Source organism: Pantoea sp. Morm (genome assembly GCF_016643525.1).
Taxonomy (GTDB): Bacteria; Pseudomonadota; Gammaproteobacteria; order Enterobacterales; family Enterobacteriaceae; genus Pantoea; species Pantoea dispersa.
In genome coordinates this window covers 1-20690 of sequence record NZ_VOQX01000041.1, presented here as the reverse complement: position 1 = coordinate 20690, position 20690 = coordinate 1, and the positions used below count along the sequence as shown (strand labels likewise).

Sequence of the window (20690 nt, the reverse complement as noted above, 5' to 3'; positions counted from 1 at the left end):
AGACCCAATGAAGAAGATGAACTCTCTTCCGGCAGCGCCGGAGGGGCGGCTTTCTGCGTCCGGAAAACGCGACCTGCCCGCAGCGGCTATTGACCGCTGGGATGGAAGCATACGCGCTGCAGCACAGGCAGGTGAAAACACCATAACCATTTTTGACGTTATCGGCGAGGACTGGTGGGGTGAAGGGGTAAGCGCAAACCGTATTGCCGGCGCGCTTCGCTCTCTCGGGGGCGAAGATGTGACTGTTCACATCAACTCGCCTGGCGGAGACATGTTTGAAGGCCTTGCCATTTACAACCTGCTCCGTGAATACCAGGGGAAAGTCACCGTGAAGGTACTGGGTCTTGCCGCTTCAGCCGCGTCAATTATCGCGATGGCGGGAGACGAGGTCCAGATAGGACGAGGGGCTTTTCTGATGATCCATAACGCATGGATCGTTGCTGCCGGAAACCGGAATGATTTCCGCGAATACGCAGATTATCTGGAGCCTTTTGATAAGGCAATGGCAGATATCTATGCGGCCCGCTCCGGCATGCCTTTGGAGGAGATTCAGTCGCTGATGGACAAAGAGTCCTTTATTGGCGGCGGGGACTCCGTTGCAAAAGGCCTTGCTGATGCGCTGCTCTCCTCGGATGAAATTACCAGTGATGAAGAGAGCCCTGCAGCGGCTATCCGAAAAATTGATGCTTTTCTGGCGAAAGGCGGCATGCCCCGATCTGAACGCCGTAAGCACCTGAAAGCTTTAGGCAGCATGCCGGGCGCTGCTGCTGAAGAAAACGACAAGCCGGGCGCTGTCGATGAAGTAAATCCTGAAGTACTTAACTCACTTAAATCTGCGCTGGCATCGCTCGGCGAATAAGGAAAACACATGTCTCAAGTTAATGAACTCCTGCAGCAGGTATCGGCCAAGCTGGAAAAAGTATCATCGGAATTCAGCCAGAAGGCTGAGGATGCGCTTTCTGAAGCCCGCAAGTCCGGCAACCTCTCAACGGAAACCAAAAACGCGGTAGATAAAATCGCTACCGAACACAATGCCCTTAACGAAGCGATGAAAACGATCCAGGCATCAGTAGGTGAACTGGAGCAGCACGTCGCAGGCATGAATATTAACGCCGCAAAAGAGGTTATCCAGACGGTTGGCCAGCAGCTGGTTTCTGCTGAGGCGATGAAAGATATTCGCTCCAGCATGGAAGGCGGCAAGCGCATGAGTATTCCGGTTAAAGCTGAGCTGACTACTGTCGATGTTCCCGGCCAGATTATCGCGCCAACTCGTCTGCCGGGCATCGATCAGACGCCGAAACAGCGCCTTTTCATTCGTGATCTGATTGCGCCTGGTCGTACCCAGTCAAACACAATCTATTATGTGAAACAGACTGGCTTTACCAATAACGCAGCGGTAGTGCCGGAAAATACGACGAAGCCTTACAGCGACATTGCGTTTGCTGAAGAAACTACGCCGGTGCGCACCATTGCCCACATGTTCAAAGCCTCAAAACAGATTCTGGACGACTTTGCACAGCTGCAGTCAACCGTAGACGCTGAAATGCGCTACGGCCTGAAGTATGTGGAAGAGCAGGAGATTCTCTTCGGTGACGGCACCGGCGCGCACCTGAAGGGAATTATTCCGCAGGCGGTGGCTTTCGATCCGGCCTTTGCAGTAGAAAAACAGACGGGTATCGATGTTCTTCGTCTGGCAATGCTGCAAGCTCAGCTGGCGCGATTCCCGGCCTCTGGTCACGTTCTTCACTTCACCGACTGGGCCCGTATTGAGCTCACCAAAGACGAGCTGGGGCGCTACATCCTGGCAAATCCTGCGCAGCTTACTACGCCTACCCTTTGGGGCCTGCCTGTTGTGGCCACTGAAGCCGCTCAGTTCCTGGGTAAATTCCTGACGGGGGCTTTCAACTCAGGTGCGCAGTTGTTCGATCGCGAAGACGCCAACGTGGTTATCTCTACCGAGAACTCCGACGACTTCGAAAAGAACATGATCTCCATCCGCTGCGAAGAGCGAATTGCGCTGGCAGTGTACCGTCCGGAAGCGTTTGTATTTGGCTCCCTGACTGGCTCGGGCAGCTAACCATAAACCCAGCGGCCTTCGGGCCGCTTTTTCAGGTGTTGCCGATGATTGAGTTATCCACGGTCAGACAACACTGCCGTATCGATGATGATGACGACAGTGAAGACAATCTGCTGGGCATCTATACCGGCGCGGCAAAGCGCTATGTGGAAACCTGGACGCGCAGAACGCTTTATGAAACCAATGCTGCACCCGGTTTTGAGTCAGACGCTGATCGCCTGCTGCTTGATGATGATATCCGGACGGCAATGTTACTGCTTATTGGGCACTGGTATTCAAATCGAGAAGCAGCTGCCGAAAAAGTCATTAGTGAAGTGCCGTTGGCTGTAGAAGCACTGTTACAACCCTATCGAATTTACGGGTTGTGATATGGCATGCAGCGGATGCGCCGCCCGGCGCGAATGGATAAAAAAGTGGACACGAATTGCGTATGAAAGAGCAACTGGTAAACGACCTGCTGTCGGCGGTCAAAGCGCAGACGATCGCGCAGACCGAGCAGACAAAAGCGATAAACCGTCTGGCTGAATCCAATGAAGCACTCGTGGCTATCATCTGTCAGGCAATGGGTGAAGAATCAGAAATAGCTTCGCTTGAGCCATCATCACAAAACTATCTGAGCGGGAAACCGCAGGGGTAAGCTATGCAGGCTGGTCGTTTACGACACCGCGTAATTATTCAGCGGGCAGCTTTTGAGCAAAGCCCTGTCACGGGCGCACCCGTGCCACGCTGGGAACGTATAGCGACAGTCTGGGCTGAAGTTGTCGCATCATCTGCGCGTGAGTTTTCTGCGGCTATGGCCACACAAAGCGAGATAACAACGCGGATAACAATACGGTATCGGGAAGGGATAAGCAGTAAAGACCGTATAGTTTTTCGGGGTAAAATTTTCAATATTGCAGGCGTTCTTCCTGATCCTGTCAGTGGCCGGGAATATCTGACGCTCCCCTGTACAGAGGGGGTAAATAATGGCTGATGGCGTGGATTTTACCCTTTCTGGGGTTGATGGGCTGTTGGGAAAACTTGAAGAAGTCAGTGATGACCTGCGTCGTAAGGGGGGGCGATCCGCGCTTCGCCGTGCCGCAGGCATCATTGCTGATAGGGCTAAATCAAATGCAAGACGGATAGACGACCCCGGAACAGGCAGGAGTATTGCCGATAACATTGCACTGCGCTGGAATGGTCGTTTATTTCGCCGGACAGGTGATCTGGGTTTTCGTGTGGGCGTTCAATATGGCGCGGTACTGAAAAAACATCCCGATAAATCAGCAAATTCACCAACGCCGCACTGGCGCCTCATAGAGTTCGGCACCGAAAAAATGAAAGCGCAACCCTTCATGCGGCCTGCGGCGGAAAACAGCATCGATCAGGTTGTCGCGACTTTCACCTCTGAATATTCCAAAGCCATCGATCGGGCTATTGCCCGTGCGCGCAAGAAAGGAGTGCCGCCGTGATAGCACCTATTTTTCCGGTATGTTCTGCCAGTGCTGAAGTTAACGCGCTGATTGGCGGTGATCGGCTTCGCCTGTATCCATTCGGTCTGCAGGATGACGCTGTCGTTTATCCCTATGCAGTGTGGCAAAACATCACCGGTGGGCCGGAAAATTACCTCGGCCAGCGGCCAGATGCGGACGCATTTACGCTGCAGGTTGACGTCTACGCCGACACGCCAGATGAAGCTATCGCGGTTGCTGAGGCGCTGCGAAACGCGATTGAGCCGCATGCGCACATTACGCGCTGGGGTGGGCAAAGCCGCGATGATGAAACGAAGCGGTACCGCTATTCGTTTGACGTGGACTGGATAGTCCTGCGCTGATCACCTCACTTACTAACCAGCCGGCCATGAGCCGGCTTTTTTACGTCCGGAGATAACCATGTCTGTATTAACGCAGGGCACGCAGCTCTATGTGTTTGCAAATAACACAGTGAGCGAAATCGAATGCATTACCGCATTCAACCCGGGCAGTAGCCCGGCGGATCAGATTGAAGATACCTGCCTGAGTGAGAAGAGCACGCGAACCTTTAAAAAGGGTCTGCGAACTCCTGCTCAGGCATCGGCAACGCTCAATGCCGACCCGAAAAACGCAAGTCACCTTATGCTGAGCAATCTGGCTGAAAACTCTGACCAGACCGATCTGGTATTTGCCATTGGCTGGTCTGATGGCGAATCAGCGCCGACTGTAGCGGCAGCAGGTGATACCGACGCAGTAGACGGCCTCGATCTTCCATCCGACCGAACCTGGTACATTTTCAAAGGTTACGTTGCCGACTTCCCGTTCGATTTTCAGGCTAACACCGTGGTGCAGACCACAGCCACAATCCAGCGTTCAGGCGCCGGCGCGTGGATTCCGAAGGCTGAATCTGGTTCTTAATTTATCCGGGGCTTCGGCCCCTTTTGCAGGTAAAGAATGAAACTGACGCTTGAATCACTTAAAAAAAACGGTGCCTTTACCGGGCGGCCTGTTGAGAAAGAAATCACCTGGAAGCAGGGCGATAAGCAACTGACCGCGACCGTCTATGTTCGCCCTATGGGGTACCACACGGCAACGAATGACGTCATGGCGATGGGCGGCAAAATTGATGGAGTTGCCGGCCGTATTGCAGCATCAATCTGCGATGAAGAAGGAAAGCCGGTGTTTACCGTTGCGGATATCACAGGTGAAGCAGACCCTGAACGTGGCTCTCTGGATGGACAGCTGACGATTGCACTGCTGGTAGCTATTAAGGAAGTTAACGATCTGGGAAAGAGTACGAGCTCAGCGCCGAAGATGAATTCTGGTGCGAACTCGTCCTTAACGGAATCGGCGGTAGAACCATCGCCGAAGCGCGCGAAGCGATCAGCTTCAAAGAGTCGCAGCTCTGGGCAAAATACCGGGAAAGGTGCGGCAGCCTGAATCCGATGATGCGCACTGAGTGGGGTGCTGGCGTTGTGGCCAGTGTCATCGCAAATGCGAACAGGGACCCGAAAAAGCCACCATTCAGCCCGACGGACTTCACTCAGCACTTTACTAAAGTTACCGCTGCAAATGAGCCTATCTCACTTGAGGAAGCTATGGGCAGCTGGGATTAACTTTGGTTTCAATTAACCTCAGACGACAATGGTATGATAATTATCTTGTTAATTGAGAGGTTCTATTAATGTGGAAATCATTATCTCTGGCGGCATGCGTTTTATTTCTTACGGGCTGTATGACTAGCATTGCAGATGGTCGAAGCTACAGCGGACCTGATAGTACGTATACATCTCGTCATAATGCAGCTGAAACATCACAATGCATACAGAAGCGCTGGCAGCAGGTTTTCGCGGCTAATCCTTCCTCCGTCTGGCTGACTGATAAAGATGTTGAAGGACGATATACCGTTTACCTGCGTGATTTCATATATTTGGCAGACGTTAATGATGAGAAAGTGGGCTCCAAGGTGGTCTATTACCATAATGGCGACCATATCTGGGGAACAAAGGAAAGACTTGTTTCAGCAATAAAAAGCTGCCTATAACGCGCCATAACAAATACCCGCCTCGGCGGGTTTTTTATTGTCCGGAGAAAAGTTAATGGCTTCCAAATCGCTCGGTACGCTGACGATTGACCTGATCGCCAAAGTGGGCGGCTTCACCTCCGGTATGGACAAAGCGCAGCGCGCGTCTGAGAAATGGTCCCGGCAGGTTCAGAAAGATGCAGCGGCCACGTCAGCTGCGCTGCTATCTGTGGGAGGCGCTGTTCAGGCGCTGGCGCTCAGCGCAGGCACCGCGGGGTTTGCGCTGCTCAAGTCCACATCTGAGCAGATCAATGCGGCAGACCAGTGGGCCAAATCACTGAAGATTTCCACGCAGGAGTTGCTTGCATGGCAGTTTGCGGCGGAAAAAGCCGGCATCGCCGGCGACAACATGGCCGACATATTCAAGGACCTCAGCGATAAAATTGGTGACGCAGTCCTGAATAAGTCGGGTGAAGCCGTTGATGCGCTCAATGCGCTGGGCCTGTCCGCTGAAAAGCTGTCGAAGGTATCGCCTGACAAGCAGATGCTGGCGATCGGCGAGGCGCTGGGCAAAATCAGCACCAATGCCGGCAAAGTCAACATCCTGGAAAGCCTCGGGAATGACCTGTCAAAGCTTCTGCCGCTGTTTGATAACAACAACGCCAAGCTGAACCAGTTTATTCAGATGGCGAAAGATTACGGCGTGGCGCCGGACCCGCAGTCCATTGATGACCTGGTTAAGGTAAACAACCTGTTCCAAGACATGGAAGCGCAGGTGAAGGGTCTTAAGATGGAGATTGCGGCGGTCCTGGCACACGTTGACCTGAGCCCGCTGAGTAATTCACTTTCAGACATTCGCACCGTGCTTACGGACCCCAAAATCCTGCAGGGGATTGCCGATTTAGTCAGCGAAGTTGCGCAGCTTGCCGGGTGGCTGATTAAAGCCGCCGCCGGCGCAGGCCAGCTTGCGGCATCGTCTGGTAACCGCATGGCCGCGCTGGGCAACCGCGTTGACATGAACAACCCGGACCAGATTCAGGCCCGCATCGACTATCTGAACAGCACCGTCAAAGACCGTGGTAACGGTATGTATGACGGCAGCCAGACGTTCCTCGGCTGGGTGCTGGGGAAAGACGACAGCGTTAAGGCCGTATCTGATGAAATAGCCACGCTGACTGGCAGGCTTACTGAGCTGAACAAGCAGCCTAAAAAAATCAGCGTTTCGCCATCCGTTACGCCTGATACCGCATCCTCCCTGCTGAGTTTTGGTCTGGCACCGGGAGAAACGAACGGCAAGCCGACAGCCAAAAAAGCGGATACCGCTGCTGCGAAGATGGAATCCGCCTTCAAAGCAACCGAGCGCAGCTACATGCGCCAGATTGAGCTTATCGATACCACGGGCAAAAAGGTGAACGTGGTAACTGAGCAGCAGAAACTGCAGTTCGACATCGCAGACGGCAAGCTTCAGGGGCTTAACGAGACGCAGAAAAAGCGGCTTGAGTATCTGGCGCAGGAGGTGGACCGCCTTAACGCCGTTAAAAAGGCCAATGAGGAAAACGCCAAAGTGGCCGCGTTTGTTGCAAACCTGCAGGCGCAGAACAGCAACGCGCAGTCCTCGCTCGATATCGACGTTCAGGGCGCAGGGCTCGGTGACAAAGCGCGGCAGCGCATGAAGGAGCGGCTTAACATCGAGCGTGAGTTCCTCGATCAGCAGCGTGAACTGCAGGCGCAGTACCAGTCTGGCGACATAACCAAATCGGTATACGACCGCGAGACTGGCGCGCTAAGCAGCGCCATGTCGGACCGCCTGAATATTCAGGAGGACTATTACAAAAGCATGGACGCCATGCAGTCGGACTGGATGGGCGGCGTCAGCGATGGCCTGGCGAACTGGCTGGATGCATCGTCGGATTACTCAACGGCGGCGGCTGGCGTTGTCAGCAGCAGCATGGACAGCGCGCTGGATAATGTTGCCAGCATGCTGATGGGTAACAAAGCCAGCTGGAAAGACTGGGCCAGTTCTGTGCTCAGCATGATCGCAAAGGTCGCGCTTCAGATGGCGGCAGTTAACCTGGTCAGCGGTATCGTCAGTTCTGTTGGCGGCGCGGCGGTCGGTGCAGCCTCTGCTGGCGGCGGCACGGCGAACAACTCTTTCAGCGGCGGGGCTTACAACAACCTGACACTGAACGCCAAAGGCGGCGTATACCAGTCCCACGACCTGAGCCAGTACAGCGGATCAGTGGTCAGCTCGCCAACGCTGTTTGCCTTCGCCAAAGGCGCTGGCCTGATGGGGGAGGCCGGGCCGGAAGCCATCATGCCGCTCACGCGCGCAGCGGATGGTTCGCTGGGCGTAAGGGCAATAGGCACCGGTGGTGGAAGCGGGGGCACGAGCATCTCAGTCAGCGCGCCGGTCACCATTGAAGGCGGCGGAGCGGGTGAAACAAGCGCGGCAAATACGGCGAACACCGCCCGTCAGCTGCAGGGGATTATTCAGACCAGCATCACCGATCGGCTTAAAAAGGAAATCCTGCCCGGCGGGTTACTGTATCGCGGCGGTTAGCGTCTCAACCATTCAGGTGAATTATGGCAATTGATGAGTTTAGCTGGTGCGTCAGGACCGGTGCTACCGAAGAGCTGAACGTTTCAACGATGCAGGCTCAGTTTGGTGAGGGCTATAAGCAAATCGCAGGCGTAGGTATCAACGATGCGCAGGAATCATGGCCCGTTACATGCAGCGGAACACGCGAAGAAATGGAACTGCTTCGTGCGTTTCTCAAAGCCCACGTAACGGCGTCCTGCTGGTGGGTCAATCCGTGGGGCGAGAAAAAGCTGTATCGCATCAAATCGGATTCAATCCGGCCTGCCTTCATAAACGGTAACTTCGTGGAAATAGCCTTCACATTCGAGCAGGCGTTTGCACCGTGACGTGTCACGATAATCAACAGGGCGCTTAGCGCCCTTTTTTATTGGGTGAATTATGAGCTTCACGCAGGACATTCAGCAACTGGAGCCGGGTAGTCTGGTGCAGCTGATCGAGGTTGATGGCACAGCATTCGGCATGGACACTGTACTAAGGTTTCATGCGTACAACCTGGCAACCGAAGGATGGAAATCCTTTGCAGCAGATAACCTTCCGTCGATTATCTGGCAGGGTAATGAGTACGACCCGCATCCTTATGAGCTGACAGGCCTCGAAATGAACAGCTCAGGCTCACAGCCAACGCCAAAGCTTTCTGTCGGTAACGTGGGAAATTACGTGACTGCGCTCTGCCTGCAGTTTGACGATCTGGTTAAAGCCAAAGTGAAAATACACACAACGATGGCGAAATATCTGGACGCGGCGAACTGGGAGCAGGGAAACCCGAACGCTAATCCGCAGGAAGAGCGCCTGCAGCTTTTTTATGTGAACGCGAAAACCACGGAGACGCGCGCTGTCGTGGAGTTCGAGCTGTGTTCACCGTTTGATATTCAGAGCCTACAGCTGCCATCGCGCCAGATCACACCGGTGTGCACGTGGTGCATGCGCGGGTGGTACCGCACCGGCACCGGATGTGACTATGCCGGAAACCGGTACTTTGCCAAAGACGGCACGCCTACCGATGACCCTTCAAAAGATGTGTGCGGTGGCCGCCTGGCCGACTGCAAAGCGCGTTTCGGTGAAGATCAGCCGCTGTCATTTGGCGGCTTTCCGGCGGCCAACCTGCAGGGGAAATAGCCATGCGTAAGAAAATTATGGCCGCCATCACTGAGCACGTTGCCGCCGAGTATCCAAAAGAAGCCTGTGGTCTGGTCGTGCAGATTGGCAGAGCGCAGGAATATATTCCGTGCACCAACGCGTCCGACAATCCAATAGAGCATTTTTGCATTCCGCCTGAAGAGAAGCGTGCTGCAGAAAAGCAGGGCACCGTTCTGATGGTGATCCACTCTCACCCTGATGTGCCGCAGCTGATTCCCTCAGAGCTTGACCGGGTGCAGTGTGATTACTCCGGCGTGGAGTGGGGGATCATGTCCTGGCCTGACGGGGATTTCTGCACAATCAGCCCACGCGGTGAACGTGAACTTGTCGGGCGACCGTGGGTGCTGGGGTTTGCCGATTGCTGGACGCTGATCATGGATTATTACCGTCAGGAGCACGGCATCACGCTGAATAACTGGTCGGTGGATTATGAGTGGTGGCTCGACGGCAAAGAGAGCCGCTACGACGATAACTGGCAGGCAGAGGGATTCGTGCAGGTTGACCCTGCAGAGATGCGCAAGGGTGACATGATCATGATGCGCGTCCAGTCGCCGGTGACAAACCACGCGGCGATTTATCTTGGCGATAACCTGATGCTGCACCATAACTCAGGAAACCTTTCAACCCGTGTCCCATATGGTGATTACTGGCGAAACCGAACCGTGCGCGTGGTGCGCCGTAAGGAATTGATGGATGCTTAAAACAATGCGGCTGAAAGGCCCGATGGCGAAAAAGTTTGGTGCGGTGCATCAGTTCCACGTTGCCGATCTCCGTGAACTGCTCCGCGCCATGTGTTCTCAGGTGCCGGGATTCAAAAAATACGTTTCAAACGCACACCTCAACGGCGTGCGCTTCGCCTTCTTTAGCGGCAGAGACAATATTGGATTGCAGGAATTTGATATGACTTCAGCGGCGTCGGATTTCGAAATGGAGCCTATCATCCAAGGTTCTAAACGCGGCGGTACGCTGCAGATAATCATTGGTGCCGTCGCTATCGTTGCAGCCTTCTTTACTGCCGGCGCGTCACTTGCTGCTTACGGCGCGGCGCTCGGTACCACGACCGCTGTCGGCCTGGCTACCACAGCGCTGACCAGCATCGGTATCAGCATGCTGCTGGGCGGCGTAGTGCAGATGCTAACCCCGCAGCCAAAATTTAACATCGGCGCGTCATCCAGTACCGACAACAAACCAAACTATGCCTTTGGCGCACCGGTGAACACGGTCGCGATGGGCTACCCGGTGCCGGTGCTTTACGGCCAGCGTGAAATTGGCGGCGCAATAATCAGCGCTGGCAACTATACCAGCGACCAGCAGTAACTGACTGTCAGCATCAAGGCCACCTCCGGGTGGCTTTTTTTATGGGTGAAATATGCGACTTATCGACGGCGAGACAATTTTTCAGGGTGGCAAAGGCGGCGGCGGAAGCGCTCACACGCCGGTAGAGCAGGCCGATGATCTGCTGTCAGTCGCTAAGCTGAAGATGGTTCTGGCTATTTCAGAGGGTGAGATTCAAGGCGATCTGACCGCCCAGCACATTTACCTGAATGATACGCAACTGGCGAACGATGACGGCACTTACAACTTCACTGGCGTGGTATGGGACTGGCGTAAAGGCACGCAGGACCAGGCTTACATTCAGGGCATGCCGGAGGTCGATAACGAGCTCTCCGTCGGCGTCACCGTTACACAGTCCGTGCCCTGGACTCGCCAGTACTCCAATCTCTCGCTGGACGCGGTGCGCATCAAGCTGAGCCTGCCCGTTCAGTATCAGTACAAAGACAACGGCGACATGGTCGGCACCGTTACTCAGTATGCTATTGATCTCTCCACAGACGGCGGCTCCTGGGTGCAGGTAGTGGATGGCCGGTTCGACGGTAAAACCACGTCTGAATATCAGCGCGATCACCGCATAGACCTGCCAAAGGCAACCACCGGATGGTCAATCCGCGTGCGCCGTATTACCGCCGATTCCAGCTCTTCCAAGCTGATCAACGCGTTCAAGGTATTTTCGTTCGCCGAGGTCATTGACAGCAAACTGCGTTGCCCCAATACGGCGCTGCTGTATATCGAGGTCGATGCATCACAGTTTAATGGTCAGGCCCCAAAAGTAACCTGCAAGCCGAAGGGCAAGCTGGTTCGCGTGCCGACAACATACGATCCTGTCAGCCGCACCTACAGCGGCGTGTGGCAGGGCGATTTCAAGTACGCCTATACCAACAACCCGGCGTGGATTTTCTACGATCTGGTACTGGATAAGATTTATGGCATGGGCACGCGTGTTGATGCGTCCATGATCGATAAATGGGAGCTCTATTCTATCGCGCAGTACTGCGATCAGATGGTGCCTGATGGTGCCGGCGGAACAGAGCCGCGCTTTACCTGTAACGTGTTCATTCAGAGCCAGCAGGACGCGTATACCGTTCTGAAGGATATCGCGGCAATCTTCCGGGGCATTACTTTCTGGGGCAACAGTCAGATTTTTGTCAATGCTGACGTGCCGCAGGAGGACGCCGACGGCAATGTTGATGTCGATTTCGTCTACCACGCTGCAAACGTGGTCGATGGACTGTTCACCTACGCCGGCGGCAGCTACAAAAACCGCTATTCCTCCTGTCAGGTCAGTTATTCAGACCCGGTAAACCATTACTCAGACACGGTAGAAGGCGTCTACGATTCCGATCTGGTGGCGCGCTATGACGTGCGGGAAATGTCACTCACTGCCATTGGCTGTACGTCACAGAGTGAGGCACACAGGCGCGGGCGCTGGGCGCTGCTGTCCAATGCCAAAGACGGCACAATTTCCTTCGGTGTTGGTCTGGATGGCTACATTCCGATACCGGCAGAGATAATCGGCGTTGCCGACCCTTTCCGCAGCGGGAGACAGAACGGCGGGCGCATCAGCGCGGTAAATGGCCGCAGCGTGAAGCTTGACCGCGCCATTGAGTACGCAGCTGGCGATCGGCTGGTGGTTAACCTGCCTGACGGTACGGCGCAGACCCGCACCATTGCATCAGTCAGCAGCGACAAACGGACGGTGACTGTATCCACTAACTTCCGTATGACGCCGGAAGCGGGTGCGGTATGGGCTATCGACAGTGATAACCTGGCTATCCAGTATTTCCGCGTCACATCGATTGCAGCCAACGGCGACGGCACATTTACGGTCGCCGGCGTGCAGCATGACCCCAACAAATACCGCTATATCGATGATGGCGTGCGCATTGAGCCAGCTCCAATCACCGTTACGCCCATCAGCGTGCTGAAACCGCCGGCCAACATTCAGGTTTCGGAAATCAGCTTCGTCGAGCAGGGGCTGTCCGTTGCCAGCATGCAGGTTACGTGGGACCGTGTCGAGGGGGCTATCAGCTACGTTGCACAGTGGCGCAAGGACAAAGGGGACTGGATTAACGTCAGCCAGACCAGCGCGCAGGGCTTCAGCATCAGCGGAATCTACACCGGCGTGTACGATGTTCGCGTGCGCGGCGTCAACGCGGCGGAAGTGTCATCACCGTGGGGCTATTCGGATTCCACGCCGCTGACCGGGAAGATCGGCAAGCCTGGCACGCCGGTAAACCTCTTCGCGACCGACAATGTGGTATGGGCCATCGACGTGACCTGGGCATTTCCTGACGGTGCCGGTGACACGGCCTACACCGAAATTCAGGTGGCCACAACAGCGGACGGAATGAACCCGCAGTTTCTGGCTTACGTGCCATATCCCGGCGTCAGCTATCAGCATGGTCCGATGCCTGCTGGCGTTCGTCGCTGGTACCGCGCACGGCTGGTGGACAAAATCGGCAATACCGGTGACTGGACCGCGTTTGTGCCGGGCATGTCTAACGTCAACGCTAATGACCTGATCGAGGACTCATTTAAGGATTATCTTGAGTCTGATGATGGAAAGGCGCTGCTTGAGCCAATAATCACCGATCCGAAAGCTCTCGCTGAGGAAATCCTCGCTAACTATGACCACGTAGAACAGCAGTGGGCTAATTATGGAGAGAATGCTGCTGGCGTTCTACAGGCCATCAAGGTTTCAGCTGATGCGCAGAGTTCCGTTGCAGAACTGAGAACGGATGTGGTTGCGAAATTCGATGAGCAGGAAGCAGCGCTCTCCGAGAAAATGACGGCCTATGCTGACGCCAGTGGCGGCTCTGCTATCTATACGCTGAAGGCTGGCATCAAATATGGCGGCACCAACTACGATGCCGGCATGTCCGTGGCCGTAACCATCAACGGCAGTGAAGTGGTGACGCGATTCGCGGTAAACGCAAACCAGTTCGTGGTCGCCAGCGGCAGCGGTAACAACGTATTCTCCCCGTTCATCATCAAAGATGGTCAGGTGCTCATTAACCAGGCTTTCATCGGAGAGGGGTGGATCACGAACGCAATGATCGGCGGCTTCATTCAGTCCAATAACTATTTGGCTGGTCAGGTTGGCTGGAATTTCAGTAAAGCAGGAACCCTGGAGATTAATGGACAGGTATCAGGCCAGGGTAGATTCATTTTAGATAATCGCGGTGCCGCCTGGTATAACTCAAGCGGCCAATTAGTTTGTTCTATGGGGGCGTCGAGATAATGCCAGCAGGGTTTACGGCTTATATCAATGGCACGACATATGATGCAGTTAATAGCATGGGCTATGGTTTTGTTGTAGATATAGCCGTAATTTCTGGAACGGGAAGTAAGGCTTATAGCTACCCTGGTTTTACCATAAACGCCTGTCTTGTAGGTGGCTCGGTTAGCCAGGGAACAACCCAAAAAACAGGGAGCGTATCTGTTTCGGGGCAAACAGTAAGTTGGTCAGGGGTTGAGGGCCCTTCACCCAAGCTAATAGTTTTTGCCACGGCAACAACCATCGCGAACTATGAGGGGTTTGTTTACAACGATTACAGTAAAAACCCACCAATTTTCAAGATCGCCCCATCATTTACACCCTTATCCCTAACTCAGGTCATAGATATCACACCGGGTTATGACCAGGTTTTGCAGACGATAGTACCTTATGGCGCACCGTTCATAGCGTTTCATCGCTCTTTATCAGCATCAGGGTTTGATCATGTTATATGGCAGGAGATTAATCAGAATGGATACTGGTCACTAAGATTTAGAAGCCTTCAAAATGGCTCTATGAGTATGGGTGGCTGCCGTATTTATATATTTTCGAAAACGATGGTGAATGTTCCTCCAGGTGGCTTTTTCATGTACCAGAACAATCAGATTGTCTGGCACAATAATTGTCTGCCGTTAGCCATGAGCGTCGGGGCAAGGAATTCATCATTGCCTCTGGCTATAACTGCAGGTGGTTCTGTACTCGTTAATTACCCGTGGGACCCTCAAAACCCCTCAACAGGACAACAGCGATTTAACTGCTATAGTGCCGGGCTGAACAGTCAGGGCGTATATGAGGCATCAGGTGGCGATTTATATGCGGCTAGCGAATACAGCAATCCTTCCGGCGCACCTCCGGGTGCGTCAATGGGACCACCCGGAGTTATTGATACAAATGTTTACGACACATACTACCGCCAAGCATTAGGGGTTTAATTTGTCGCATACTTCGGTATCAACGAAATCGGTCTTATCAGTCCATGTATAAAATGGATAGCCAGCCAGATAACGCCCGTATTCCTTTTTGAATACAGGAATGTCATACACAGAGTTGCCTATCTTTGCTTTGTTATTACAAATTGGCGGCTTGCTTGATGAGCACCCAGAGATAGCCAGTATTGAAGCGAGTAAAATGATATTAATTTTCATTTAAAAATTCCATTTATATGGTGATGCGCAAATAGAATCATGCATCAAATCAATGTTTAAGTGAATTAATTAGATCGAATTGATCGAATTAATTTATTAAATGAGTTTGATTATTAATATCAATGACACCCGGCCCCCGAGCCGGGTTTTTTATTGCCCGGAGAAAACCATGTCAGCAGGCACTATCGCTTTAACAAATAACTCAGCAACCGTCACCGGAACCGGAACCAGTTTTACCACAGAGCTCAAGCCGGGTGATTTCGTTTACGTTACCGTTGGCGGCGCACCATACACGCTGGTGGCATCTACGGTTACGTCTGACACACAGCTGACACTGGCCGTTGCGTTTGACGGGCCAACAACTTCAGGTCTCGCCTGGAACGCCGTACCAGCATCACTGCAGGTTGCGATCACGCAAAAAATCCTCAATGACTTCGCACAGGTTGCGCGCGGCCGCATTCTGGACTTTCAGAACTGGCAGAAGATTTATAGCAGCGATCAGTCAGTTACAGTAACGCGTCCGGACCGCACGACTTTTACCGGCCCGAGCTGGGGATACATGGCAACGCAGTTTGGAAACAAGCTTGATAAGGCACAGAACCTTAATGATCTAACCGATAAGGGGGTTGCCCGCACAAATCTTGGCTTGGGTGACTCAGCAACTAAATCTGTAGGCACTACATCAAACACAGTTGCAGCTGGGGACGATTCGAGGCTCGGGACTATAAATAACAAAACTGGCGGCACAATTTCAAGCAATATCAACGTGCAATCTGCCAGCGCGCCAAATACTTATTATTCACCGGGGTTTAATGGCATAAATACAACCCGAGGCAGTACCAGCGGGCAGGTTAACTCTGGTGGGGTGGTATCCAGCCAGATTCAAAGCACTGCGCTTCAGGCAACGTTCAGTGTAAGGGAGTTAGTAGGGACATCTACATATGCTCTTATCCAGTGCATCCAGGGCGGTAATACATGGGATTTCCGTTTTCAGAATAACGGTAATGCATATGCATCAGGCACGTGGACAAATGGCTCAGACAGGCGCTTCAAGGACAGTCTGGAAGTTATAACCGGTGCTTTGGGTAAAGTTAAAACACTAACAGGCTACACCGGTAAAAGGGACGGGATGCCATTCACGGGTCTCATCGCTCAGGATTTACAGGGTGTACTGCCTGAAGCTGTATTCAATACCGGGCCTTACACCCTGAAAAATGACGTTAATGATTATAAAAAAGGAGAGGTGATTCCTGATGCTTTGGCAGTGGCATATGGCGACACAGTTGGCTTGCTGGTCGAAGCGATAAAAGAGCTATCAGGAATAGTTGATAATCAAAACTCAGCGATATCCGAGCTACAGCAGCGCATGAAAGCTATCGACGGTCTGGACGCATAAAAAAGCCCCGGCGACGGGGCATGGGTAGTCCGCGCCCATCTCAAGCGAGCTACGGGGTGGGTATGGTAAGGGTAGGATGCTGCTGGAGGTGCAGCCAAGCGGCAGGTGAAAAAAAGCCCGAACGGATATTCGGGCGGCATCAATCCTGTGCCTGACACTTCCAATGCGGTATAGAAGTCTCGGTGAGAGACGAGTTTAAGAATAGCTTATCAATTAGTACATTACAAAAAAAGCCCGCACGAAAGCGGGCCAACCAGCGTATACCTGTTGTCGTTATGGTTATGTCGCGCAATCCTGCGCACAGCTTGTTAACGGCTTCTCGCTAGTTATCTTGAGGGCGGATACAAAAAAAGCCCACCGAGGTGGGCTAACTGGTATCTACTCTCGAACGCAGCAGCATTGCTGTGTCACTTGCTCATCATATACCTGTTCAGGTCGGTTGCACCTGACTTAATGCAGTTATGCGAATTCCATATGCTTCGAGTTACAGACAGACACAAAAAAGCCTGCGTTACACAGGCATGAATTCGTTCAAGGGGAAGGGAAATCCAGAATGCCAGTCGTGCTGGCTTCACCACAATACAGTGTCTGAAGGGGATAGATACTACTGATTATCTTTTACTCATGATTAAGCACTTTATGGGGACAGACACATAAAATCGTGACAGCTACAAAGAAAAAATATCTATCATCACCAACGACTTTACAAAAACCTCCACCGCTGCGGCTTGATCATTTCCAGTGATTGATATTACTGTATTTATATACAGTAACTTTTTGAGAACACGAAAATGGAGCTTTTAAGACCAGCGGAAATCCGCGCCATTCTGGAGTTGCCACTCTATGTAAGTCGCGTGCCATGCGGCTTCCCATCGCCTGCGCAGGACTACGTTGAGCAGCGGATCGACCTCAACAACCTTCTGGTGCAACATCCCAGCGCGACCTATTTCATCAAGGTTAGCGGGGATTCGATGATTGAGGGGGGCATCAACGATGGCGACATGCTGGTTGTAGACAGCTCACTTAAAGCCGGTCATGGCGATGTTGTCGTTGCCTCCCTCGCCGGTGAATTCACCGTGAAGCAGCTGATGCTGCGCCCCTTCCTGCATCTCAAGCCGATGAATTCGGCACACTCCATAATTCCTATCGATGATGCCGATCAGTTCGAAGTGTTCGGCGTGGTCCGTCACGCAATAAAAAATATAGGCCAGTAGATGTTCGCGCTCGTGGACGTTAACTCGTTCTACGCCAGCTGCGAAACGGTGTTCAGACCAGACCTGCGCGGAAGGCCTGTAGTTGTGCTTAGCAACAATGACGGCTGCGTTATCGCGCGCTCGGCAGAAGCAAAAAAAATCGGCATCAAAATGGGCGATCCCTTTTTCAAGATGAAGGATGAACTGCGTCGGCACAAAGTGCAGGTGTTCAGCTCTAACTACGCACTTTACGCCGACATGAGCAACAGGGTGATGACCACGCTGGAGGATATGGCGCCAGCAGTTGAAATCTACTCGATTGACGAAGCTTTCATGAACCTGACGGGCATGCGCCGTTATAAGCCGCTGGAGGAATACGGGCGCGAGATTCGCGAGCGCGTATATCGTGAAACGCACCTGACCGTGGGCGTCGGCATCGCGCAGACCAAGACGCTGGCGAAGCTGGCTAATCACGCGGCCAAAAAGTGGACGCAGACCGGCGGCGTTGTTGATCTGTCCAATGTTGAGCGCCAGCGCAAACTCATGGCGCTGGTACCGGTTGAGGATGTCTGGGGTGTTGGCCGGCGCATCAGCAAGAAGCTTAATGCGATGGGCATTGAAACCGCGAAAGACCTGGCAGAGCAGAGCACCTGGATAATCAGGAAGCATTTTAACGTTGTGCTTGAAAGAACTGTCAGGGAGCTGCGCGGAGAGCCGTGCCTTGAGCTGGAAGAGTTTGCGCCGACAAAGCAGCAAATCGTCTGTTCTCGTTCGTTCGGCAGCCGGATAACGAAATACGAGGATATGCGCGAGGCCGTATGCAATTTCGCAGCGAGAGCTGCTGAGAAGCTGCGCGGAGAGCGTCAGTACTGCCGCCAGATTGCCGTGTTTGTCAGAACCAGCCCGCACGCGGTGGATGAGGTGTTTTACGGCAATCAGGCGATGGGCAAGCTGCTGACCCCGTCCAATGACTCCCGCGACATCATCCGCGTCGCTATGGAGGCGCTGGACCGCATCTGGCTTGACGGCCACCGTTACATGAAAGCAGGTGTGATGCTGGGCGATTTTTTCAGTCAGGGCGTCGCACAGCTCAATCTGTTTGATGAATTTCAGCCACAGCCTAACAGCGAGGCGCTGATGCGTGTTGTTGACGGGCTCAACCAAAGCGGGAAGGGTAAACTATGGTTCGCAGGACAGGGCATACAGAAATCCTGGGCGATGAAGCGAGAAATGCTGTCACCGGCATACACCACAAGGTATTCGGACCTACCCGTTGCGAAGTGACGTTTGTAATGCAGCCGCTTCATCAGATATTGCCAACGAGCCGGTCATGCTTCGTCAGGGAACTGAAAGGGCGGACATGTATTGTTGATGCGATGAGGATGCCGCAAAGCGGCGATACCGTCTTGCTGGACATGTCGGGTTTTCTGGAATGGGCACAGATTTTTTTGCATCCTCGCCGCGTCATCACGGATGAAGGAATGATTCTGGAAAGCGATCTGCTGGAAGACATTGCGATTGTCGGTGTTGTGACGCATGAAATCACAGCACTGCAAGGTAATGATGAGTCGCCATTCTGATACAAATTTAAGTCAATAGCTTATGTGAATGCTGGGGAAGTTTAGACACGCAAAGTTGTGAAAATCCTGCAAGCCTTTGCGTGTTCCTCGCTATTTAGTCACCAATAATTTCAGTTGGATTTATAGGCGGAGTTGAGGGGTTGCCGCGGCTCTCCTGAAGCGCTTTATATCGATCATGAAGTGACCGTGGATAAAGCTCTGTGTAAATCTGCCATAGCGTTTTCAATGAACGATGCCCTGTCACCTGGGCAACTTCCTCCAGAACAAAGCCCGCTTCAAATAAGCGACTTGCACCCTCCCTGCGTAGGTCATGGTAGCGTAAATCCTCGATACCCAGCTTGTTTCTTTCTTCTCCAAATACGATTGATATCCGCTTATGTTTAAATGGAAATATCAGTTCGCTGGTCCTCGGTTGCTCCATGACGATATCCCAAGCTTCACCGAGCAATGCCACATACATGTGATTGCCAAGCTTTTTTCTGGGGTGCTTTCGATCACGAACAAGTATGGCCTTTTGCTTATGTTCAATATCATCCCACCGTAAACTTGTTACCTCACCAATCCGCATGCATGAGAGAATCGAAAAAAGAAAAATACGATGGAAAGGGATTTTTAGATTAGAACGGCGCGAGCGTGTCTCAAGGGCTATCAGAAGAGCGTTAGTTTCATCCTGAGTGGGGCGGCGGCTCCTTTTTTGGGAACTTGCGGTCATACCTAACTTTTGAAGCTGATACTTCGCTTGCTGGTAACACTGCAGATCAACTCTTAAATTAAACATGGGTTCAGCAGAACTCAGCACCGAGCCGATGAAAGCGATATCATTTCTGATAGTGGATGGGCCAGCGCCCTGCGCCTCACGCAATCTGGCGTGTTCAATGAATGTATTTGTCGTAAATTCCGATAAGGCGATTTCTGAGATTTCACAACGGCGGATAAGGTTCAACGACCAACTTTTACTCTTACCAAACTTGATGTTTGGATGTTTTGTATAAAGGTCTAATAGTTCGCCAAAGGTGGTGGCTTGCTGCGTATTGGCAGAAGGAACGCCATTCTGTTCAATGTCCGCAACACGCATCACTCCCCAGCTTTTGGCAGCTGCTTGCTTTGAAAAGGTCTGGCGCTCCCGGAAAATTATTACACCGTCTTTCTTTACACCGACGGTACAGCGATATTTGATTTCGCCCTTAGATGTCGCTCTTTTTTCGATACTGTAGTAAGCCATTTATGTTACCTCGCGCCGCAGTCACTCAGGGGGACCTGCAGGGGGTCCTGACGGCATAAAAACACACAGGAATACTGTGATAATATACAGTTATGTGCAAGGTTAAAATGATTGCCATGCTGTAATGCATTGATTTGTTTATATAAATTTTTCAAGGCCGCATTCCTCTTCACTATTCCTTGCTGGGGTTCTTTTTGTCTGCCGCTTCGCCATGAATAGCGCATTGGTGAAAAAGATGCTTTGATTACTCTA

Annotated in this window: 24 protein-coding genes; 21 read left to right on the top strand and 3 right to left on the bottom strand. The window is 52.7% G+C overall.

Translation table 11 applies throughout. The features are described from left to right. The first annotated feature begins 7 nt into the window (after window positions 1–7). The 17 genes from FT726_RS15295 to FT726_RS15215 all read left to right on the top strand — a co-directional run bounded on the left by FT726_RS15295 (window position 8) and on the right by FT726_RS15215 (window position 14834). Window positions 8–859: a head maturation protease, ClpP-related gene (locus FT726_RS15295; RefSeq protein ID WP_346303007.1), complete on the top strand. Its 852-nt coding sequence runs from the start codon at window positions 8–10 to the stop codon at window positions 857–859. 9 nt (window positions 860–868) lie between these two features. Further along, window positions 869–2077, top strand: coding sequence for a phage major capsid protein (locus tag FT726_RS15290; RefSeq protein ID WP_346303006.1), 1209 nt, complete (start codon window positions 869–871; stop codon window positions 2075–2077). A gap of 44 nt (window positions 2078–2121) precedes the next feature. Beyond that, window positions 2122–2445 carry a head-tail connector protein gene (locus FT726_RS15285; protein ID WP_346303005.1) on the top strand — a complete coding sequence of 108 codons (324 nt, stop codon included), beginning with the start codon at window positions 2122–2124 and terminating at the stop codon, window positions 2443–2445. A 62-nt stretch (window positions 2446–2507) separates the two neighbouring features. Beyond that, window positions 2508–2714: a hypothetical protein gene (locus tag FT726_RS15280; protein ID WP_346303004.1), complete on the top strand. Its 207-nt coding sequence runs from the start codon at window positions 2508–2510 to the stop codon at window positions 2712–2714. 3 nt (window positions 2715–2717) lie between these two features. Continuing rightward, entirely contained in the window at window positions 2718–3050 is a 333-nt protein-coding gene (locus FT726_RS15275; protein WP_346303003.1) for a phage head closure protein, read from the top strand. Next, window positions 3043–3528 (top strand): HK97-gp10 family putative phage morphogenesis protein, encoded by a 486-nt coding sequence (locus FT726_RS15270; protein ID WP_346303002.1) that lies wholly within the window; start codon window positions 3043–3045, stop codon window positions 3526–3528. The genes FT726_RS15275 and FT726_RS15270 overlap by 8 nt, the downstream gene beginning before the upstream one ends. Then, a complete protein-coding gene (locus tag FT726_RS15265) occupies window positions 3525–3890 on the top strand; it encodes a DUF3168 domain-containing protein (RefSeq protein WP_346303001.1) in 366 nt (121 codons plus the stop codon). Before FT726_RS15270 ends, FT726_RS15265 begins: the two co-directional genes overlap by 4 nt. Before the next feature lie 58 nt (window positions 3891–3948). Further along, window positions 3949–4446 carry a phage tail tube protein gene (locus FT726_RS15260; RefSeq protein ID WP_346303000.1) on the top strand — a complete coding sequence of 166 codons (498 nt, stop codon included), beginning with the start codon at window positions 3949–3951 and terminating at the stop codon, window positions 4444–4446. Window positions 4447–4482: 36 nt separating this feature from the next. Further along, window positions 4483–4968 (top strand): phage tail assembly chaperone family protein, TAC, encoded by a 486-nt coding sequence (locus FT726_RS15255; protein WP_346302999.1) that lies wholly within the window; start codon window positions 4483–4485, stop codon window positions 4966–4968. Between the two features lie 244 nt (window positions 4969–5212). After that, window positions 5213–5572, top strand: coding sequence for a hypothetical protein (locus FT726_RS15250; RefSeq protein ID WP_346302998.1), 360 nt, complete (start codon window positions 5213–5215; stop codon window positions 5570–5572). Between the two features lie 55 nt (window positions 5573–5627). Beyond that, window positions 5628–8111 carry a phage tail tape measure protein gene (locus FT726_RS15245; RefSeq protein ID WP_346302997.1) on the top strand — a complete coding sequence of 828 codons (2484 nt, stop codon included), beginning with the start codon at window positions 5628–5630 and terminating at the stop codon, window positions 8109–8111. 23 nt (window positions 8112–8134) lie between these two features. Next, complete coding sequence (locus FT726_RS15240) at window positions 8135–8476, top strand: phage tail protein (RefSeq protein ID WP_262257837.1); 342 nt, start codon at window positions 8135–8137, stop codon at window positions 8474–8476. A 52-nt stretch (window positions 8477–8528) separates the two neighbouring features. Continuing rightward, on the top strand, window positions 8529–9266 hold the full coding sequence (locus FT726_RS15235) for a phage minor tail protein L (RefSeq protein ID WP_262257838.1): 738 nt from the start codon (window positions 8529–8531) through the stop codon (window positions 9264–9266). Window positions 9267–9268: 2 nt separating this feature from the next. After that, a complete protein-coding gene (locus FT726_RS15230; protein ID WP_346302996.1) occupies window positions 9269–9988 on the top strand; it encodes a C40 family peptidase in 720 nt (239 codons plus the stop codon). Beyond that, on the top strand, window positions 9981–10604 hold the full coding sequence (locus FT726_RS15225) for a tail assembly protein (protein ID WP_346302995.1): 624 nt from the start codon (window positions 9981–9983) through the stop codon (window positions 10602–10604). Before FT726_RS15230 ends, FT726_RS15225 begins: the two co-directional genes overlap by 8 nt. A 52-nt stretch (window positions 10605–10656) precedes the next feature. Next, window positions 10657–13866 carry a DUF1983 domain-containing protein gene (locus tag FT726_RS15220; protein WP_346302994.1) on the top strand — a complete coding sequence of 1070 codons (3210 nt, stop codon included), beginning with the start codon at window positions 10657–10659 and terminating at the stop codon, window positions 13864–13866. Continuing rightward, window positions 13866–14834: a hypothetical protein gene (locus FT726_RS15215; RefSeq protein ID WP_346302993.1), complete on the top strand. Its 969-nt coding sequence runs from the start codon at window positions 13866–13868 to the stop codon at window positions 14832–14834. Before FT726_RS15220 ends, FT726_RS15215 begins: the two co-directional genes overlap by 1 nt. On the opposite strand, the gene FT726_RS15210 is transcribed toward FT726_RS15215, so the two are convergent. After that, entirely contained in the window at window positions 14823–15047 is a 225-nt protein-coding gene (locus FT726_RS15210; RefSeq protein ID WP_346302992.1) for a hypothetical protein, read from the bottom strand. The two genes, FT726_RS15215 and FT726_RS15210, sit on opposite strands and share 12 nt — an antisense overlap. 169 nt (window positions 15048–15216) lie before the next feature. On the opposite strand from FT726_RS15210, the gene FT726_RS15205 reads away from it, so the two are divergent. The 4 genes from FT726_RS15205 to FT726_RS15190 all read left to right on the top strand — a co-directional run bounded on the left by FT726_RS15205 (window position 15217) and on the right by FT726_RS15190 (window position 19216). After that, window positions 15217–16443 carry a tail fiber domain-containing protein gene (locus FT726_RS15205; RefSeq protein ID WP_346302991.1) on the top strand — a complete coding sequence of 409 codons (1227 nt, stop codon included), beginning with the start codon at window positions 15217–15219 and terminating at the stop codon, window positions 16441–16443. 791 nt (window positions 16444–17234) lie between these two features. After that, window positions 17235–17657 (top strand): translesion error-prone DNA polymerase V autoproteolytic subunit, encoded by a 423-nt coding sequence (umuD, locus tag FT726_RS15200; protein WP_127834023.1) that lies wholly within the window; start codon window positions 17235–17237, stop codon window positions 17655–17657. Further along, window positions 17658–18920, top strand: coding sequence for a Y-family DNA polymerase (locus FT726_RS15195; protein ID WP_346302990.1), 1263 nt, complete (start codon window positions 17658–17660; stop codon window positions 18918–18920). A gap of 8 nt (window positions 18921–18928) precedes the next feature. Then, a complete protein-coding gene (locus tag FT726_RS15190; RefSeq protein ID WP_346302989.1) occupies window positions 18929–19216 on the top strand; it encodes a hypothetical protein in 288 nt (95 codons plus the stop codon). Window positions 19217–19310: 94 nt separating this feature from the next. Here the strand turns inward: FT726_RS15190 and FT726_RS15185 are convergent, their stop codons facing one another. Together FT726_RS15185 and FT726_RS15180 are read right to left on the bottom strand one after the other, a co-directional pair. Then, window positions 19311–20438 carry a site-specific integrase gene (locus FT726_RS15185; RefSeq protein ID WP_346302988.1) on the bottom strand — a complete coding sequence of 376 codons (1128 nt, stop codon included), beginning with the start codon at window positions 20436–20438 and terminating at the stop codon, window positions 19311–19313. 5 nt (window positions 20439–20443) lie between these two features. After that, the coding region (locus FT726_RS15180) for a hypothetical protein (RefSeq protein WP_346302987.1) at window positions 20444–20690 on the bottom strand (247 nt) is incomplete at its 5' end.

What these genes read in the sequence shown, in the direction of transcription:
- FT726_RS15295 (WP_346303007.1), top strand. Translation starts at nt 8, where the DNA reads ATGAAGAAGATGAACTCTCTTCCGGCAGCGCCGGAGGGGCGGCTTTCT.
- FT726_RS15290 (WP_346303006.1), top strand. Translation starts at nt 869, where the DNA reads ATGTCTCAAGTTAATGAACTCCTGCAGCAGGTATCGGCCAAGCTGGAA.
- FT726_RS15285 (WP_346303005.1), top strand. Translation starts at nt 2,122, where the DNA reads ATGATTGAGTTATCCACGGTCAGACAACACTGCCGTATCGATGATGAT.
- FT726_RS15280 (WP_346303004.1), top strand. Translation starts at nt 2,508, where the DNA reads ATGAAAGAGCAACTGGTAAACGACCTGCTGTCGGCGGTCAAAGCGCAG.
- FT726_RS15275 (WP_346303003.1), top strand. Translation starts at nt 2,718, where the DNA reads ATGCAGGCTGGTCGTTTACGACACCGCGTAATTATTCAGCGGGCAGCT.
- FT726_RS15270 (WP_346303002.1), top strand. Translation starts at nt 3,043, where the DNA reads ATGGCTGATGGCGTGGATTTTACCCTTTCTGGGGTTGATGGGCTGTTG.
- FT726_RS15260 (WP_346303000.1), top strand. Translation starts at nt 3,949, where the DNA reads ATGTCTGTATTAACGCAGGGCACGCAGCTCTATGTGTTTGCAAATAAC.
- FT726_RS15255 (WP_346302999.1), top strand. Translation starts at nt 4,483, where the DNA reads ATGAAACTGACGCTTGAATCACTTAAAAAAAACGGTGCCTTTACCGGG.
- FT726_RS15250 (WP_346302998.1), top strand. Translation starts at nt 5,213, where the DNA reads ATGTGGAAATCATTATCTCTGGCGGCATGCGTTTTATTTCTTACGGGC.
- FT726_RS15245 (WP_346302997.1), top strand. Translation starts at nt 5,628, where the DNA reads ATGGCTTCCAAATCGCTCGGTACGCTGACGATTGACCTGATCGCCAAA.
- FT726_RS15240 (WP_262257837.1), top strand. Translation starts at nt 8,135, where the DNA reads ATGGCAATTGATGAGTTTAGCTGGTGCGTCAGGACCGGTGCTACCGAA.
- FT726_RS15235 (WP_262257838.1), top strand. Translation starts at nt 8,529, where the DNA reads ATGAGCTTCACGCAGGACATTCAGCAACTGGAGCCGGGTAGTCTGGTG.
- FT726_RS15230 (WP_346302996.1), top strand. Translation starts at nt 9,269, where the DNA reads ATGCGTAAGAAAATTATGGCCGCCATCACTGAGCACGTTGCCGCCGAG.
- FT726_RS15225 (WP_346302995.1), top strand. Translation starts at nt 9,981, where the DNA reads ATGCTTAAAACAATGCGGCTGAAAGGCCCGATGGCGAAAAAGTTTGGT.
- FT726_RS15220 (WP_346302994.1), top strand. Translation starts at nt 10,657, where the DNA reads ATGCGACTTATCGACGGCGAGACAATTTTTCAGGGTGGCAAAGGCGGC.
- FT726_RS15215 (WP_346302993.1), top strand. Translation starts at nt 13,866, where the DNA reads ATGCCAGCAGGGTTTACGGCTTATATCAATGGCACGACATATGATGCA.
- FT726_RS15210 (WP_346302992.1), bottom strand. Translation starts at nt 15,047, where the DNA reads ATGAAAATTAATATCATTTTACTCGCTTCAATACTGGCTATCTCTGGG.
- FT726_RS15205 (WP_346302991.1), top strand. Translation starts at nt 15,217, where the DNA reads ATGTCAGCAGGCACTATCGCTTTAACAAATAACTCAGCAACCGTCACC.
- umuD (WP_127834023.1), top strand. Translation starts at nt 17,235, where the DNA reads ATGGAGCTTTTAAGACCAGCGGAAATCCGCGCCATTCTGGAGTTGCCA.
- FT726_RS15195 (WP_346302990.1), top strand. Translation starts at nt 17,658, where the DNA reads ATGTTCGCGCTCGTGGACGTTAACTCGTTCTACGCCAGCTGCGAAACG.
- FT726_RS15190 (WP_346302989.1), top strand. Translation starts at nt 18,929, where the DNA reads ATGCAGCCGCTTCATCAGATATTGCCAACGAGCCGGTCATGCTTCGTC.
- FT726_RS15185 (WP_346302988.1), bottom strand. Translation starts at nt 20,438, where the DNA reads ATGGCTTACTACAGTATCGAAAAAAGAGCGACATCTAAGGGCGAAATC.